Raw genomic sequence first — 15,558 nt, 5'->3', positions numbered from 1 at the left:
TCCTCAGGTCGCGTTGAAGTACTTGGCCTCGTGGTGGTGCACCACGATGGCGTCGGTCGACTGCTCGGGGTGCAGCTGCAGCTCCTCCGACAGCTCGACGCCGATCCGGCCCGGCTCGAGCAGGCGGACGAGGTCGCGCCGGTGCTCCAGGTCGGGGCAGGCGGGGTAGCCGAAGGAGTAGCGGGAGCCGCGGTAGCCCTGGCGCAGGATGCCGTCGAGGTCCGGTGCGTCCTCCGCGTCGAGCGCGAGCTCCTCGCGGATCCGGGCGTGCCAGCGCTCCGCGAGCGCCTCGGTCAGCTGGACCGACAGCCCGTGCAGCTCCAGGTAGTCCCGGTAGGCGTCGCGGGCGAACAGCTCGGCGGTCACCTCCGCGACCCGCGAGCCCATGGTCACCAGCTGGACGCCGAGCACGTCGGGCCGTCCGGCCGCCTGCACCTGCTCGCGGCTCTTGTGGAAGTCGGCCAGGCACAGCCGGCGGTCGCGGCGCTGGCGCGGGAAGGTCCACCGCGCGACGACCTCCTCGCTGTCCGGCCCGGCGAGCACGCACAGGTCGTCGCCCTCGGACCAGACCGGCAGGTAGCCGTAGACGACCGCGGCCTCGAGCACGCCGTCGGTGCGGACCCGGTCCAGCCACTCGCGCAGCCGCGGCCGGCCCTCGGTCTCGACCAGGTCCTCGTAGGAGGGCCCGTCGCCGCGGGAGCCGCGCAGCCCCCACTGCCCGAGGAACGTCGCGCGCTCGTCGAGGTAGCCGACGTACTCCTGCAGCGGGATCCCCTTGACCACGCGCGTCCCCCAGAACGGCGGGACCGGCACGGGGGCGTCGGGGTCGACGTCGCTGCGGCCGGTCGCGCCCTCCTCGGCGACGGGGTGCTCCTGCTTGACCGGGCGGACCCGGCGGGCGCGCGGGGCCGGCAGCGCGTCCCGCTCCCCCCGCTTGACCTGCATGATCGCGTCCATCAGGCGCAGGCCCTCGAACGCGTCGCGGGCGTAGCGGACCTCACCCCGGTAGATCTCTGCCAGGTCGCCCTCGACGTAGGCGCGGGTGAGCGCGGCCCCGCCGAGCAGCACGGGCAGGTCGGCGGCGACCCCGCGGGAGTTCATCTCCTCGAGGTTCTCGCGCATGACCACGGTGCTCTTGACGAGCAGGCCGGACATGCCGACGGCGTCGGCGCGGTGCTCGCCGGCGGCGCGGAGGATCTCCGAGACCGGCTGCTTGATGCCGAGGTTGACGACCGTGTAGCCGTTGTTGGTGAGGATGATGTCGACGAGGTTCTTGCCGATGTCGTGGACGTCGCCCTTGACCGTGGCCAGGACGATCGTCCCGCGGCCCTCGTCGTCGGTCTTCTCGATGTGCGGCTCCAGGTGCGCCACCGCCGTCTTCATCACCTCGGCGGAGGTGAGGACGAAGGGCAGCTGCATCTCGCCGCGGCCGAAGAGCTCGCCGACGACCTTCATCCCGGCCAGCAGCGAGTCGTTGATGATCTCCAGCGCGGTGCGCCCGGACGCGATGGCCTCGTCGAGGTCGCCCTCCAGGCCGTGGCGCTCGCCGTCGACGATGCGCCGGCTCAGCCGCTCCCCCAGCGGCAGCGCCAGCAGCTCCGCCTGCCGCTCGGCCTTGACGCCCGCGGTGTCGACGCCGGAGAACACCTCGAGCACGCGCTCGAGCGGGTCGTAGCCGGGCCGGCGGCGGTCGTGGACCAGGTCCATCGCCGCCTCGAGCTGCTCGGCGGGGATCCGGCTCAGCGGGACGATCCGCGCGGCGTGGACGATCGCGGAGTCCAGGCCCGCCTTGACCGCCTCGTGCAGGAACACGGAGTTGAGCACCACCCGCGTGGCCGGGCTCAGCCCGAAGCTCACGTTGGACACCCCGAGCGTGGTCTGGACCAGCGGGTGACGCTGCTTGAGCACGCGGATCGCCTCGAGCGTCTCGATGGCGTCGCGCCGCGTCTCCTCCTGCCCGGTCCCGATGGGGAAGGTGAGGGTGTCGACGAGGATGTCCTCCTCGCGCATCCCCCACCGGCCGGTCAGGTCGTCGATGAGGCGCTCGGCGATGGCGACCTTGTGCTCGGCGGTGCGGGCCTGGCCGGTCTCGTCGATGGTCAGCGCGACGACCGCGGCGCCGTGCTCCATGACGGCGGGCATGACCCGGGCGTAGCGGCTGCCGGGCCCGTCGCCGTCCTCGAAGTTCACGCTGTTGACGATGCTGCGCCCGCCCGCGAGCTCCAGGCCGCGCTCGACGACCTCGGGCTCGGTGGAGTCGATGACCAGCGGCAGCGTCGAGGCCGTGGCGAGCCGGCCGACGACCTCCTCGACGTCCGTGACGCCGTCGCGGCCGACGTAGTCCACGCAGACGTCGAGCAGGTGGGCGCCGTCGCGGGTCTGGCCCCGGGCGATGTCGACCAGGTCGTCCCAGCGGGCGCCGAGCATGGCCTCCTTGAAGGCCTTGGAGCCGTTGGCGTTGGTGCGCTCGCCGATCGACAGGTACGACACGTCCTGGCGGAACGGCACGTGCGTGTAGAGGCTCGCGACGCCCGGCTCGGGGCGGGGGCGGCGCGCGGCGGGCCGGCGGCCCCCGACCCGGTCGACGACGGCCGCGACGTGCTCAGGCGTGGTGCCGCAGCAGCCGCCGACGAGCGCGAAGCCGAGCTCGGTGGTGAACGCCTCGTGGGCGTCGGCCAGCTCCCCGGGGCCCAGCGGGTAGTGCGCGCCGCCGCCGGACAGGACGGGCAGGCCGGCGTTGGGCATCACGGACAGGCCCATGTCGGCATGGCGGGACAGGTGGCGCAGGTGCTCGCCCATCTCGGCCGGGCCGGTCGCGCAGTTGAGCCCGACGCCGTCGACCCGCAGCCCGCGCAGCACCGTGAGCGCGGCGGGGGTCTCGGTGCCCAGCAGCATCGTGCCGGTGGTCTCCACGGTGACCTGCACGTACACGGGCAGCGTCACGCCGGCGGAGGCCATGGCGCGGCGGGCGCCGACGACCGCGGCGCGCGCCTGCAGCAGGTCCTGGACGGTCTCCACGAGCAGCAGGTCGACACCGCCGGCGAGCATCCCGGCGACCTGCTCCTGGTAGCCGTCGCGCAGCGAGGCGTACGGGGCGTGGCCGAGGCTCGGCAGCTTGGTCCCGGGACCGATGGAGCCGATCACCCAGCGCGGCCGGGTCGGGGTGCTCCACGCGTCGGCGGCCTCGCGGGCCACCCGTGCGCCGGCCTCGGCCAGCTCGCGCACCCGGTGCTGGATGTCGTACTCGCCGAGGTTGCCGACGTTGGCGCCGAAGGTGTTGGTCTCGACCAGGTCGGCGCCGGCCTCCAGGTAGGCGTCGTGCACCGAGCGGACGATGTCCGGGCGGGTGACGTTGAGGACCTCGTTGCACCCCTCGAGGCCCTGCATGTCCTCCAGGGAGGGGTCCGCGGCCTGGAGCATGGTGCCCATCGCGCCGTCCGCCACGACCACCCGGGTCGCCAGGGCCTCCAGCAGTGCTGCCGCGCGCGAGGTCATGTCGGGCGAGTCTAGGTGCGTACGCTGAGCGACCGGTCAGGACGGGTGGAGGAGACGCATGACGGACGGCACGGGACCCGGCGGTCCGGAGGGCTCGGCACTGCTGGTCGCGGCCTTCCGGGGCTGGAACGACGCGGCGGACTCCGCGAGCGACGCGGTGGCCCACCTGGTCGAGGCCTGGGGTGCCGAGGTCGTCCACGAGATGGATCCCGAGCCGTACTACGACTTCCAGGTCAACCGCCCCGAGGCCGTCGTCGGCGACGGCGGCGCGCGCGAGCTGGTGTGGCCGGGGACGCGCGTGCTGCGCGCCGAGGTCGGCGGTCGCGTCGTCCTGCTCGTCGACGGGACCGAGCCGTCGATGCGGTGGCGCGGCTTCTGCGCGGAGCTGCTCCAGGTGGCCCGCGAGCACTCGGTCGCCCGCGTCGTCACCCTCGCCGCGCTGCTCACCGACGTCCCGCACACCCGCCCGATCCCCGTGAGCGTCACCACCCAGGACCCCGCCCGCGCCGAGGCGTGGGGCCTGGAGGTGTCGACGTACGAGGGCCCGACCGGCATCGTCGGCGTGCTCCAGCACGAGGCCACGGCCGCCGGCGTCCCGGGCGTGTCGCTGTGGGCCGCGGTGCCGCACTACGTCGCCCAGCCGCCCAACCCCAAGTCGACCCTGGCCCTGCTCGGCCGCCTCGAGGACGTCACCGGTCTCGTCAGCCCCGTCGGCGAGCTGCGCGAGGAGGCCGACGCCTGGCAGCGCGGCGTCGACGAGCTCGCCGGCGAGGACGAGGAGATCGCGGAGTACGTCCAGCAGCTGGAGCAGGCCCGCGACACCGCCGACCTGCCCGAGGCCAGCGGCGAGGCCATCGCCCGGGAGTTCGAGAAGTACCTGCGCCGCCGCGACCGCTGAGGGGTCGGGCGCGGGTACGTGCGAGCGAGCCCGAGATCGTCGGCGCCGCTCGCACCCGACGGGCCTGGACCTGCGAGCGAGCCCGAGATCGTCGGCCCGGTTCGCGCCCAGCGGGCCTGGACGTGCGAGCGAGCCCGAGATCGTCGGCCGGGTCACGAGCGGGTTGCCGGATCCGGGGAGCGGCGGCCACAACGACTCACTGAGAGCCGCAGGGACGCCCGGACCGGCCAGAACACCACCACAACGACTCACTCAGAGCCGCAGGGACGCCCGGACCGGCCAGAACACCACCACAACGACTCACTCAGAGCCGCAGGGACGCCCGGACCGGCCAGAACACCACCACAACGACTCACTCAGAGCCGCAGGGACGCCCGGACCGGCCAGAACACCACCACAACGACTCACTCAGAGCCGCAGGGACGCCCGGACCGGCCAGAACACCACCACAACGACTCACTCAGAGCCACTGGTACAGCTCCGGCGGCGTGCGCCGATCCCCAGCGCTCTCCCTCGAACCCGGTCGAGCCGCGGCGCCCCGCCAACCCGCCGAGCACAACAGTCCGCCCTCGCCGGCCGGAAGACACCCTGAGTCCCGACTTGTGTGCCGGTCGGGACTCACGGGAAGCCGACGGGCCCCGAGATCAACCCGGACCAGCGCGAGGTCCCCAGCCGCCCCCGACCTACAGCCGCACCCCCAGCAGCGCGTCCAGCGTCCGCGACACCAGACCGGGCGCACCCGCCTCGAGCGGCTCCTCGGCGGCCTCCTGCCGTGCGCACCATGCGTCGATCGCGGCCAGCGCGGCGGGGGCGTCGAGGTCCTCGGCCAGGGCGGCGCGCACCGCGTCCAGCGTCGAGCCTGCCTCGACGCCGCCCTCGCGGGACACCGCGGACCGGTAGCGCTCGGCCCGTGCGGCGGCGGCGGCGACCTCGTCCTCGGACCAGGACCAGTCGCTGCGGTAGTGGTGGGACAGCAGCGCGAGCCGGACGACCGACGCCGGGACGCCACGTGCGACGAGGCGGTGGACGAACTCGAGGTTGCCGAGCGACTTGCTCATCTTCACCCCGTCGAGGGCGACCATGCCGGTGTGGACGTACGTCCGCGCGTAGGGGCGGAGGCCGAGCGCGTGGCTGTGGGCGGCGCCCATCTCGTGGTGCGGGAACACCAGGTCGGAGCCGCCGCCCTGGACGGCGAAGCCGTGCCCGAGCTCCTCCAGGGCGATGGCCACGCACTCCACGTGCCAGCCCGGACGGCCGTCGGGCAGCCCGTCGACCGGCCACGACGGTTCGCCCGCACGGCGGCCGCGCCACAGCAGCGGGTCCAGGGCGTCGCGCTTGCCGGGGCGGTCGGGGTCGCCGCCGCGCTCGGCGGCGAGGTGGAGCATGGTGGCGCGGTCCAGGCCGGACACCCCGCCCAGGTCGTCGACCGAGGCCACGTCGAAGTAGACGTCTGAGGTGGTGGCGCCGTCGCCGGAGTCCGCGTCGAGCCGGTAGGCCGCACCCGCCGCCTCCAGCCGGAGGACGAGCTCGCCGACCTGGGGCACGACCTCGGTGACGCCGACGAAGGCGTGAGGCGGGATGACGGCGAGCGCGCCCATGTCGTCGCGGAACACGTCGGTCTGCTGCTCGGCGAGGTCCTGCCAGCGCACCCCGGTCGCGGTCGCGCGCTCGAGCAGCGGGTCGTCGACGTCGGTGACGTTCTGCACGTACCGGACCTCGTGGCCGGCGTCGAGCCACGCCCGGTGGAGCAGGTCGAAGGCGACGTAGGTGCTCGCGTGGCCCAGGTGCGCGGCGTCGTACGGCGTGATCCCGCAGACGTACAGACCGGCGGGACCGTCGACGGGGACGTCGACGACCTCCCCCGCGACCGTGTCGTGCAGGCGCACGGGACCGCCCCGGCCGGGCAGGGACGGCAGGGACGGCTCCGGCCACGACTTCACGCCGGGCAGCCTACGGGGGCCGCGGGACGCCCCCGGGCACCCGGTGCCTGCCTCAGAGGGCGGGCCAGGGGATGGCCGGCCAGCGCCCGGACGGGTCGGGCATCTCGCCCTCCTCGAGCAGCTCGAGCACGCGCTCGCGGGTGCGGGCCACCTCGTCGGTGCGGAGCAGCGGGTCCAGGCGCGCGGCCAGCGGCCCGTCCGGTGCCAGCTCCTCGTCGAGCGCGCCGAGCGCGTCCCGCTCCTCGAGCGTGAGCGGCTCGCCGGCCCAGCCCCAGAGCACCGTCCGGAGCTTGTCGTCGGCGTTGAAGGTCAGGCCGTGGTCGACGCCGCGGACCGAGCCGTCCGTCCCGCGCAGCACGTGCCCGCCCTTGCGGTCGGCGTTGTTGCAGACCGCGTCGAGCAGGGCCATGCGGCGCAGCTCGGGCTCGTCGCGGTGCACCAGCAGCACCGGCTCGCCCCGCTCGCCCTCGGCCTGGAGCACGACGAGCCAGCCCTCGGCCAGGTCGGCGGGCTCCACCACGTCGACGAGCGGCCCGTCCTCGGCCTCGTCGACCCACAGCTGGACGCTGCCCTCGCCGAACGGGCCGGTGGGTCGGGCGACCGTGAGCGGGACGGTCTGCCAGCCGAGCGCCTCGCAGACGACGCGGGCGGCGACCTCGCGGTCGGCCAGCGTGCCGTGCGGGAAGTCCCACAGCGGCCGTTCCCCGCGCACGGGCTTGTAGACGGCCCGGGCGGCGTGCCCGTCCAGCTCCAGGCGGACGAGCAGCGTGGCGTTGGAGGCCTGCACCAGACGCCCGAGCACGGACAGCTCGCCCCGCACGAGGAGCTCCGCCAGCTGCGCCGGGTCGGACGGCACGGGCAGGTCCGGCACCTCGGGGTCTGGCGACGGACCCACGGCCTGGCTGCTCATGGCTCCCCCGCCCCTGCTCGGTCGTGCGGCCCGTCGTCCCGGCCGTCGTGCTGCTGTCAGCGCCTGTACCCGTTGGCGCGCGGGCACACGTGCCCGGACGGGTCGAGCGGGTCGCCGCAGAACGGGCACGGCGGCCGGCCGGCCTGGACGACGGCCTGGGCGCGGACGACGAAGGCGCGCGCGGAGGCCCCGTCGAGGCTGACGCGGAGCATGCCGAGCGACGGGTCGGCCTCGACGGCCTCCGCAGGGTCGCTGACGCCCTCGGTCTCGGTGGCCTCGAGCGCCTCGACGACCACCCGGTCACGGTCGGAGTCCCAGGCCAGGCTCATGACGCCGACCCGGAAGTCCTCCTCGATCGGCGTGCTCAGCGGGGCGGTGTCGACGCTGCCCTCGGGCGCCAGCGCGGGGACGGGCGCGGTCCCGCCGGAGCGGCTGACGACCAGGTCGAGCAGCTCCTCGATCCGCTGCGCGAGCACCTGGACCTGGGCCTTCTCCACCGCGACGGAGGTCACCCTGCCGCGGTCGCTGGCCTGCAGGAAGAACGTCCGCTGACCGGGTTCGCCGACCGTGCCGACGACGAACCGTCGGGGTGGGTCGTAGTCGTAGACGGGCACCCCAGCACCCTAGCCGCGACCGTCGGGGGCGGCTCCCGCTCCCCCGCCCACGACGGCGTCGGAGCTGTCAGCCGTGCGCGAACGCCCGCGCCTCTTCGCCGGCGCGAAGCCGGCCAGGTCCCCGCCGGTGTCGTTGAGGCGGAGCAGGAACGGGCGCGTGGCGGTGTACCTGATCGCGGTCACCGAGGCCGGGTCGGCGACGATGCGCTGGAAGGTGTCCAGGTGCGAGCCGACGGCGTCGGCGACCAGGGCCTTGATGACGTCGCCGTGGGTGCAGGCCAGCCACACCGCGTCGTCGCCGACCTCGCGCCGGAGCCGGGCGTCGTGCTCGCGCAGGGCCTCGACCGCGCGGGCCTGCACCTCGCGCAGCGCCTCCCCGCCGGGGAACTGGGCGGCGGAGGGGTGCTGCTGGACGACCGCCCACTCCTTCTCCTTGACCAGCTCCTTGATGGGCCGGCCGGTCCAGCTGCCGTAGTCGCACTCGCTGAGCCGCTCGTCGACGACGAGCCCGGGCCGGCGCGCGAGCCGGCCGCGGGGCCCGTCGACGGCGCGGACGGCCTCGGCGGTGTCGAGGCAGCGCTGGACCGGGCTCGACACCACCGCGGCCAGCGGGACCGCGGCCAGGCGCCGGGCGACGGCCTCGACCTGCGCTCGGCCGACGTCGTCGAGCAGGACCCCGGGGGCGCGCCCCGCGAGCACCCCGGCGGTGTTGGCGGTGCTCCGACCATGACGCAGCAGCAGGACCGTGGGCACGGACGGAGCGTACGGGCGGCGGGCCCGGCCCACGCGCCGGTCAGGGCTGGAGCGTCCCGGTGAGCAGCAGGGCGTAGATGATCGCGGCAAGGACGAGCCGGTAGACGACGAAGACCCCGAAGCCGCGCCGGGACACGTAGCCCAGGAACCACCGGATGACGCCGAGGGCGACGACGAACGCGATGGCGGTGGCGAGCAGGGTCGGCCCCCACGCGACGGGGCCGTCGCTGCCGATCTCCCGCAGCTCGTACAGCCCCGAGGCGAAGACCGCGGGGATGGCGAGCAGGAAGGAGTACCGGGCGGCGGCCTCGCGGGTGTAGCCCAGCAGCAGCCCGGCGGTGATGGTCCCCCCGGAGCGGCTCACGCCCGGGATGAGGGCCAGCGCCTGCGCCCCGCCGAACAGCAGGCCGTCGCGCCAGGTGAGGTCCGACAGCGGCTTGGCGTCCCGGGCCACCCGGTCGGCGATGCCCAGCAGCAGGGCGAAGACCCACAGCATGGTGGCGACGACCCACAGGTTCCGGAGGTCGTCGCGGATGACGTCCTGGAAGACGAAGCCGAGCACCCCGATGGGGATCGAGCCGACGATGATGAGCCAGCCCATCCGGACGTCCGGGTCGTCCTGGGGGCGGCGGCGCAGCAGCGCCTGCACCCACGCGGTGACGATCCGCACGATGTCGCGGGCGAAGTACACGACGACCGCGGTCTCCGTGCCCAGCTGGGTGACGGCGGTGAACGAGGCGCCGGGGTCGGTGCCCATCAGCTCGCCGACCACGCGCAGGTGGGCGCTGGAGGAGATGGGGAGGAACTCGGTGAGGCCCTGGACGAGACCGAGGAACGCCCCCTCGAGGTAGCCGACGCTCATGCGGCGCGCCCCGACGCCTCGAGCGCCTCCGCGGCCTGCCGCAGCATGGCCACGCGACCGGCGAGGTCGGGGGCGAAGGGGGTGACCGTGAGCGTGGTGACGCCGGCGTCCGCCAGCGCCTGCATCCGACCGGCGATGCGCGGCACCGGCCCGAGCAGGCTGGTCCGGTCGACGAACTCGGTCGGCACGGCGGCCGCCGCGTCGCGCGGCCGCCGGTCGAGGTACGCGTCCTGCACCTGGTCTGCCGCCTCCTCGTAGCCCATGCGCCGGGCGAGCGCGTGGTAGAAGTTCTGCTGACGGCTGCCCATGCCGCCGACGTAGAGGGCCGCGTAGGCCTTGACCGGCTCCGCGGCGGCCGCCACGACCTGCTCCTCGGGCCCGTCCGGGGTGACGACGAGCGGCAGGGTGGCGCAGACGTCGAAGCCGTCCAGGCCGTCGACCCCGGCCCGGGCGCGCCCGGCGCGCAGCCGCTCCAGCGAGGCGCCGACGTGCTCGGCGGAGACGAACAGGCCGAGCCAGCCGTCGGCGACCTCGCCGGTGAGCTCGAGGTTCTTGGGCCCCAGCGAGGCCAGGTAGAGCGGCAGCCGTTCGCGGACGGGCACCACCGTGAGCCGCAGGGCCTTGCCCGGCCCGTCCGGCAGCGGCAGGACGTGGTGCTGCCCGGCGTAGGCGACGGGCTGTCGCGACAGCGCGAGCCGCACGACGTCGACGTACTCCCGGGTCCGGGCGAGCGGGGCGTCGAAGCGGACGCCGTGCCAGCCCTCGGACACCTGCGGCCCGGACACGCCGAGCCCGAGCCGGAACCGGCCCTGCGACAGGGTGTCGAGCGTCGCGGCGGTCATCGCCGTCATCGCCGGGGTCCGGGCAGGGATCTGCATGATCGCGCTGCCCACGTCCACGCGGCTGGTCTGCGCGGCCACCCACGCCAGGACGGTCGGGGCGTCGGAGCCGTAGGCCTCCGCGACCCACACCACGGCGTAGCCGAGGCGGTCGGCCTCCCGGGCGAGCTCGAGGTTCTCCGCGTCGGTCCCCGACCCCCAGTAGCCGAGGTTCAGTCCGAGTCGCACCCGGCGAGACTAGGGCACCCCCCTAGGCTGCCCGGGTGGAGCGACGCGCCGTGGGGAGCAGCGGCCTGGAGGTGTCGGCGCTGGGTGTCGGCACCCTGCACTGGGGCGCGGACACCGACGTGCACGAGGCCGGCGAGATCCTCGAGGTGCTGCTGGAGGACGGCGGCACGACCGTGGACACGACCGCCGGCATCGGCGCGGGCGAGGAGGTGCTCGGCGGCCTGCTGGGCACGACCGTCCCCCGGGAGCAGCTGGTCGTCGTCGCCAAGGCCGGCGTCGAGGGCGAGCTCGCCTCCCCCCGCGTCGACGTGTCCCGCGGCGGGCTGATGTCGTCGCTGGACCGGACGCTGCGCCGGCTCGGGACCGACCACGTGGACCTCTGGCTCGTGCAGGCCTGGGACCCGGCCGTCCCGCTCACGGAGACCCTGAGCGCGCTGGAGTGGGCGCAGCGCACCGGCCGCGCCCGGTACACCGGCGTGAGCAACTACTCCGGCTGGCAGACAGCGCGCGCCGCGACGCTGGCCCCCGACCTGGTCGCGACCAGCGTGGAGTGGTCGCTCGTCGCGCGCAGCCCGGAGCGCGAGGTGCAGCCCGCCGCGGCGGCGCTCGGGCTCGGGGTGCTCGCCTGGAGCCCGCTGGGGCGAGGGGTGCTCACGGGCAAGTACCGCTCCGGCACCCCGGCCGACTCCCGCGCCGCGGCCGCCCACCTCAGCAGCTTCGTCGCCCCGCACCTGGGCGCCGCCGCCCGCCGGGTCGTCGAGGCCGTGGTCACCGCGGCGGACGGGCTCGGCTGCTCGCCGCAGGCCCTCGCGCTGGCCTGGCTGCTGGACAAGGACGTGCTGTCCTGCGCGCTGACCGGGCCGCGCACGGCCGCCCAGCTGCGCGGGGCGCTCGGGGCGCTGGACGTCGTGCTGCCGGACGAGATCGTCGCGGTGCTCGACGAGGTGTCCGACGAGATGCTCGGCTAGGACGCCTCAGAGGGTCGGCGCCGGGTCCGCGTCGGTCTCGTCCTCGTCCGCCTCGTCCTCGTCCTCGTCCGCCTCGTCCTCGTCGTACTCGTCGTCGTCCTCGTCCTCGTCGGTGAGGTCGAACGGCGTGACCTCGTCGAAGGCGTCGAACAGGGCGTCGTCGTAGGCGACGAAGGCGGCCGCCAGCTCGTCGTAGGCGTCGACGACGGTGGGGTCGAGCTCGGAGCGGCGCGAGGCGGCCGCCTCGAAGTGGCGCTGCAGGGCGCTGACGAACCGGTCGAGTGCGGCGCGCGGGTCGGAGGCCATGGCACGACCGTAGCGCCGCGGACCCCCGCGCGGGCAGTCGGACGTGTCCCGCCCGGACGGCGTCCCGGCACGCGGCCCCGGGTCGGTCGACGGGACCTCCGGCGGGCACAATCGTCGGTGATGACGACCCCGACCCGAGCCGCCGCCGAGTTCGAGTACCGAGTCCTGAGCGTCGGCCGCGACGCCGACAAGGCCGAGCTGCGCCAGCAGCTGACCGACGCCGCCGAGTACGGCAAGTGGGAGCTCGCCCGCACCCGGATCTACCGGGGAGGGCACCGCAAGGTGTGGCTGCGCCGCCGGATCATCCGGGTCGCCCGCACCATCTGACGCACGCCCCTGGCGCGCCCGCCCGACGCGCTGGGAACGCTCTGCTCAGCAGGTCCGCAGGAACCGGCCGAGCGTCCGCGCGCCGAACTCCAGCGACTCCACCGGCACCCGCTCGTCGGTGCCGTGGAACAGCGCCGCGAACTCGAACCCCGCCGGGAGCCGCAGCGGCGCGAAGCCGAAGCCGCGGATGCCGAGCCGGTCGAAGTGCTTGTTGTCGGTGCCGCCGGACAGGCAGTAGGGCAGCACCGCCGAGCCCGGGTCCTCCGCCTGCAGCGCGGCCGTCATGGCCTCGACCAGGGCGCCGTCGGCGTCGGTCTCCAGCGCCCGGTCCTCGTGGACGACCTGCACCTGGACGCCCTCGCCGGCCAGCGCGGTGACGGTCTCCACGACGAGGTCGCGGTCGCCCGGCAGGAACCGGCAGTCCACGAGCGCGGTGGCGCGGGCGGGGACCACGTTGTGCTTGTAGCCGGCCTCGAGCACCGTCGGGGTGGACGTGTTCTGCGTCGTGGCGCGGACCCAGCGGGCGGTCGTGCCGAGCGCGGCCTCGAGCGCCTCGTTGTCGGTGACGTCGAGGGAGTCGCCGGTGAGCGCGCGCCAGCCGTCCTGGAATGCCTGGACCGAGGCCGGCAGCGAGGTCGGCCAGCGGTGGGCGCCGATCCGGGCGACGGCCGCGGCGAGCCGGGTGACGGCGTTCTCGTCGTGCACCTGCGAGCCGTGCCCGGGGCGGCCCGTGGCGACCAGGCGCAGCCAGAGGATCCCCTTCTCGGCGGTCTGCAGCAGGTACGCGCGGCGGCCGGCGGCGTCGACGGAGAAGCCGCCGACCTCGCTGACGGCCTCGCTCACCCCGTCGAACAGCTCGCGCCGGGTCTCGACGAGGTGGCGCGCGCCGAGCATCCCGCCGGCCTCCTCGTCGGCGAGGAAGGCCAGGACGACGTCACGGGCGGGCTTCTGGCCCGCACGGCCCATGGCGAGGACGTTCGCCAGGATCATCGCGTCCATGTCCTTCATGTCGACGGCACCGCGACCCCACAGCTCGCCGTCGACGACCTCGCCGGAGAACGGGTGGACCGCCCAGTCCGCCGCGACGGCGGGGACGACGTCGAGGTGGCCGTGCAGGAGCAGCGCGTCGCGGGACGGGTCCTCGCCGGACCAGCGGGCCACCACGCTCGCGCGCCCGGGCTCGCTCTCGACGACCTCGGGCTCCAGGCCGGCGTCGGTGAGCAGGGCCGCGACGTGCTCGGCGGCCTTGCGCTCCCCCGGGCCGGAGCCGTCCCCGTAGTTCGACGTGTCGATCCGGAGCAGGTCGGCGCAGATGCCGGTGACGAGGTCCTCGGCGGGCGCGGCAGACGTCATGCGCCGCACCCTACGTGCGCCCGGCGGCTGTCAGCGGGTGCGGTCGGTCACTGTGCGGCGCAGGTCGTCGCGGGCGTCGGCGACAGCCAGCGCCGCGTCGTACAGACCCGGCTCCTCGTACCCGCTCGTGCGCAGCGCCACCTCGGCGTCGACGGCGTCCCGCAGCCGGAGCACCCCGTCGGACAGGCCGGTGAGGTCGGCACGCCGGGGCGGGCGCTGCTCCCCCTCGGCCGCGGCCCAGACCCGTCGGTCGAGATCGTCGAACCGGCGGGAGCCGTCCTGCCAGCGGGTGGACAGCGTGCCGGGGTCCAGCGAGCGGTCCTGCACCGCGGGGACGACGCGCTCGTCGAGCCAGCGCGCCTCACCGGTGAGCTCGTGCCACAGCGCCGCCCACTCCAGCTCGGCCGCCTTGGCGCGGCGCAGGGCGACGATGGCCGCGAGCAGGCCCAGCAGCAGGAGGACCAGGAGCGTCCACACCCACCACGGCACGCCGCCCACCGCGTCGGCCGCGTCGTCGACGATGCCGGTTGGCTCCGAGGCGACCGGGGACGGCGCGGCGGACGGCAGGGGCGCCGCCACCCCGTCGGTCGGTGCAGCCTCTCCCCCGGGCAGCCCGGGGACCGCGGGGACGGCCGGCAGCTGGGTGGGGATGCCGTCGGGCAGCTGCGTCGGGACACCGTCCGGCAGCTGCGTCGGGACACCGTCGGGCAGCTGCGTCGGGACGCCGTCGGGGAGCACGGTCGGCACCTGGGTCGGCGTGCCGCCCGGGAGCGCGTCGCAGCCACCCGCGGTGGCCATGACGACGACCGTCATCGAGGCGACGAGCAGGAGCTTGGGCGTCATGGTCAGACCTCCGGACGACGGTGTGCCGGGTCAACCTGCCACGACAGCGGCGCCGGTGCAGGCACGACCCGCGACGCGACGGTGCCCGCGACCGGCCCGGACCCGTCCCGCGGGCCACCGGAGGCGCGGGGACGACCCCGTCACCGTGCTATCTTTCCGGTCGCTCGCCCTGGTGCACCACGCCTCGGCGGACCACTCGTCCGGGTGGCGGAAATGGCAGACGCGCTAGCTTGAGGTGCTAGTCCCCGAAAGGGGGTGGGGGTTCAAGTCCCCCCTCGGACACACACGGGCCCCGGGCCCCGCTCCCCCTCAGCTGCCGTCGTCGCTGAGATGCATCCAGTCCTTGGCGCTGGACCAGCGGCCGCCCCAGCCCCACCCGGCCTCGTCCGCGGCGCGGACCGCGGCAGAGCCCGCCGTGAGCATCCCCGGCAGCTCCCGCGACCGGTCCGTGTAGGCGGTCGCGAGCTCCGGCAGCACGACCCGGTCGTCGCCCGAGCCCCGGTCGTACGGGTTGTGGAACGGGTTGACGTCCAGCGCCAGGCCGTAGGCGTGCCGGGACCAGCGGCCGCCGCCGACGGACTGACGGCAGACGAAGGCGCTCGTGACGTTGCCGTCGCCCGTCGGAGCGGCGTCGAGCTCGTCGGCCCGGATGACCCGGACCTCCTCCAGCGGGAAGCCCTCGGCGTGCATGGCCCCGAAGACGGCGAGCACCGCGTCGACGCCGTCCTCGTGGACGACGACCTCGCCGGTGTGGAGCCGGCCGTCAAAACCGTGGTGCTGGACGGTGAGGTAGCGGAGGTCGTCGGCGGCGACCGGGCACCCGGGCTGCCACGTCGAGCGGGCGAGCACGTCCGCGGGGACGGGCCCGACGGTCGGGGCGAAGGTGCCGTCGGCGGGCGGGGGCAGCAGGTCGGGGGTGAGGATCCGGCGGTCGAGCAGCTCTGCCGGGGTGTCCTGGGGCGCGACCGGGCCGGCCCCCGCGGCCGCGAGCGCCCGGGTGCCTAGCCACGCCGGTGCCGGGGTGGCCGACGGGTCGGGCGCGCCGTCGTCGACGGTGCCGGGGCCGGCAGGTGCCGGGACGGACGGCACCGCGGGCTCCCCGTCCTCCGACGGGACGCCCGGCTCGGACGGCGGGGACGGCGGGGACGGCTCGGGCGACCGGGCACCGTCGGTCGCCGTCGGGTCCGCGGACCAGGTCGGCGACGGCGGCCACGGGTCCTCG

Annotated in this window: 14 protein-coding genes and 1 tRNA gene; 4 read left to right on the top strand and 11 right to left on the bottom strand. The window is 75.2% G+C overall.

What is annotated here, in order from left to right:
- Window positions 1-3 precede the first annotated feature (3 nt).
- Complete coding sequence (metH, locus tag WCS02_RS03015) at window positions 4-3,495, bottom strand: methionine synthase (protein ID WP_340289546.1); 3,492 nt, start codon at window positions 3,493-3,495, stop codon at window positions 4-6.
- 58 nt (window positions 3,496-3,553) lie between these two features.
- Here metH and WCS02_RS03010 point away from each other — a divergent pair, with 58 nt between their 5' ends.
- Complete coding sequence (locus WCS02_RS03010; protein WP_340289543.1) at window positions 3,554-4,393, top strand: PAC2 family protein; 840 nt, start codon at window positions 3,554-3,556, stop codon at window positions 4,391-4,393.
- A gap of 683 nt (window positions 4,394-5,076) precedes the next feature.
- On the opposite strand, the gene mshC is transcribed toward WCS02_RS03010, so the two are convergent.
- Genes mshC through WCS02_RS02980 form a run of 6 tightly spaced genes read right to left on the bottom strand, consistent with a single transcriptional unit; the run spans window position 5,077 to window position 10,539 of the window.
- On the bottom strand, window positions 5,077-6,333 hold the full coding sequence (gene mshC / locus WCS02_RS03005; protein ID WP_340289540.1) for a cysteine--1-D-myo-inosityl 2-amino-2-deoxy-alpha-D-glucopyranoside ligase: 1,257 nt from the start codon (window positions 6,331-6,333) through the stop codon (window positions 5,077-5,079).
- 52 nt (window positions 6,334-6,385) lie between these two features.
- Complete coding sequence (locus WCS02_RS03000; RefSeq protein WP_340289537.1) at window positions 6,386-7,243, bottom strand: SCO1664 family protein; 858 nt, start codon at window positions 7,241-7,243, stop codon at window positions 6,386-6,388.
- Window positions 7,244-7,299: 56 nt separating this feature from the next.
- Window positions 7,300-7,857, bottom strand: a complete 558-nt coding sequence (locus tag WCS02_RS02995) for a DUF3090 domain-containing protein (protein WP_340289534.1) — start codon at window positions 7,855-7,857, stop codon at window positions 7,300-7,302.
- 9 nt (window positions 7,858-7,866) lie between these two features.
- Window positions 7,867-8,610: a histidine phosphatase family protein gene (locus WCS02_RS02990; RefSeq protein WP_340289531.1), complete on the bottom strand. Its 744-nt coding sequence runs from the start codon at window positions 8,608-8,610 to the stop codon at window positions 7,867-7,869.
- 40 nt (window positions 8,611-8,650) lie between these two features.
- On the bottom strand, window positions 8,651-9,472 hold the full coding sequence (locus WCS02_RS02985; RefSeq protein WP_340289529.1) for an undecaprenyl-diphosphate phosphatase: 822 nt from the start codon (window positions 9,470-9,472) through the stop codon (window positions 8,651-8,653).
- On the bottom strand, window positions 9,469-10,539 hold the full coding sequence (locus WCS02_RS02980) for an LLM class F420-dependent oxidoreductase (protein WP_340289527.1): 1,071 nt from the start codon (window positions 10,537-10,539) through the stop codon (window positions 9,469-9,471). Before WCS02_RS02980 ends, WCS02_RS02985 begins: the two co-directional genes overlap by 4 nt.
- 35 nt (window positions 10,540-10,574) lie before the next feature.
- On the opposite strand from WCS02_RS02980, the gene WCS02_RS02975 reads away from it, so the two are divergent.
- A complete protein-coding gene (locus tag WCS02_RS02975; protein WP_340289524.1) occupies window positions 10,575-11,507 on the top strand; it encodes an aldo/keto reductase in 933 nt (310 codons plus the stop codon).
- 6 nt (window positions 11,508-11,513) lie between these two features.
- Here the strand turns inward: WCS02_RS02975 and WCS02_RS02970 are convergent, their stop codons facing one another.
- Window positions 11,514-11,813 (bottom strand): primosomal protein, encoded by a 300-nt coding sequence (locus tag WCS02_RS02970; RefSeq protein WP_340289521.1) that lies wholly within the window; start codon window positions 11,811-11,813, stop codon window positions 11,514-11,516.
- A 120-nt stretch (window positions 11,814-11,933) separates the two neighbouring features.
- On the opposite strand from WCS02_RS02970, the gene WCS02_RS02965 reads away from it, so the two are divergent.
- Window positions 11,934-12,140, top strand: coding sequence for a DUF5703 family protein (locus WCS02_RS02965; RefSeq protein WP_340289518.1), 207 nt, complete (start codon window positions 11,934-11,936; stop codon window positions 12,138-12,140).
- Window positions 12,141-12,185: 45 nt separating this feature from the next.
- Here the strand turns inward: WCS02_RS02965 and WCS02_RS02960 are convergent, their stop codons facing one another.
- On the bottom strand, window positions 12,186-13,493 hold the full coding sequence (locus tag WCS02_RS02960; RefSeq protein ID WP_340289516.1) for a M20/M25/M40 family metallo-hydrolase: 1,308 nt from the start codon (window positions 13,491-13,493) through the stop codon (window positions 12,186-12,188).
- Between the two features lie 30 nt (window positions 13,494-13,523).
- A complete protein-coding gene (locus tag WCS02_RS02955) occupies window positions 13,524-14,336 on the bottom strand; it encodes a RodZ family helix-turn-helix domain-containing protein (protein WP_340289513.1) in 813 nt (270 codons plus the stop codon).
- A 198-nt stretch (window positions 14,337-14,534) separates the two neighbouring features.
- On the opposite strand from WCS02_RS02955, the gene WCS02_RS02950 reads away from it, so the two are divergent.
- Window positions 14,535-14,618: transfer RNA gene (locus WCS02_RS02950), tRNA-Leu, on the top strand.
- 27 nt (window positions 14,619-14,645) lie between these two features.
- Here the strand turns inward: WCS02_RS02950 and WCS02_RS02945 are convergent.
- On the bottom strand, window positions 14,646-15,558 hold a 913-nt coding region (locus WCS02_RS02945; RefSeq protein ID WP_340289510.1), incomplete at its 5' end, for a M15 family metallopeptidase.

Origin of the sequence: Aquipuribacter hungaricus (assembly GCF_037860755.1) — a bacterium.
GTDB lineage: Bacteria > Actinomycetota > Actinomycetes > Actinomycetales > JBBAYJ01 > Aquipuribacter > Aquipuribacter hungaricus.
The sequence above is the reverse complement of the archived record's forward strand: the minus strand, read 5'-3'. Positions and strand labels throughout refer to the sequence as shown.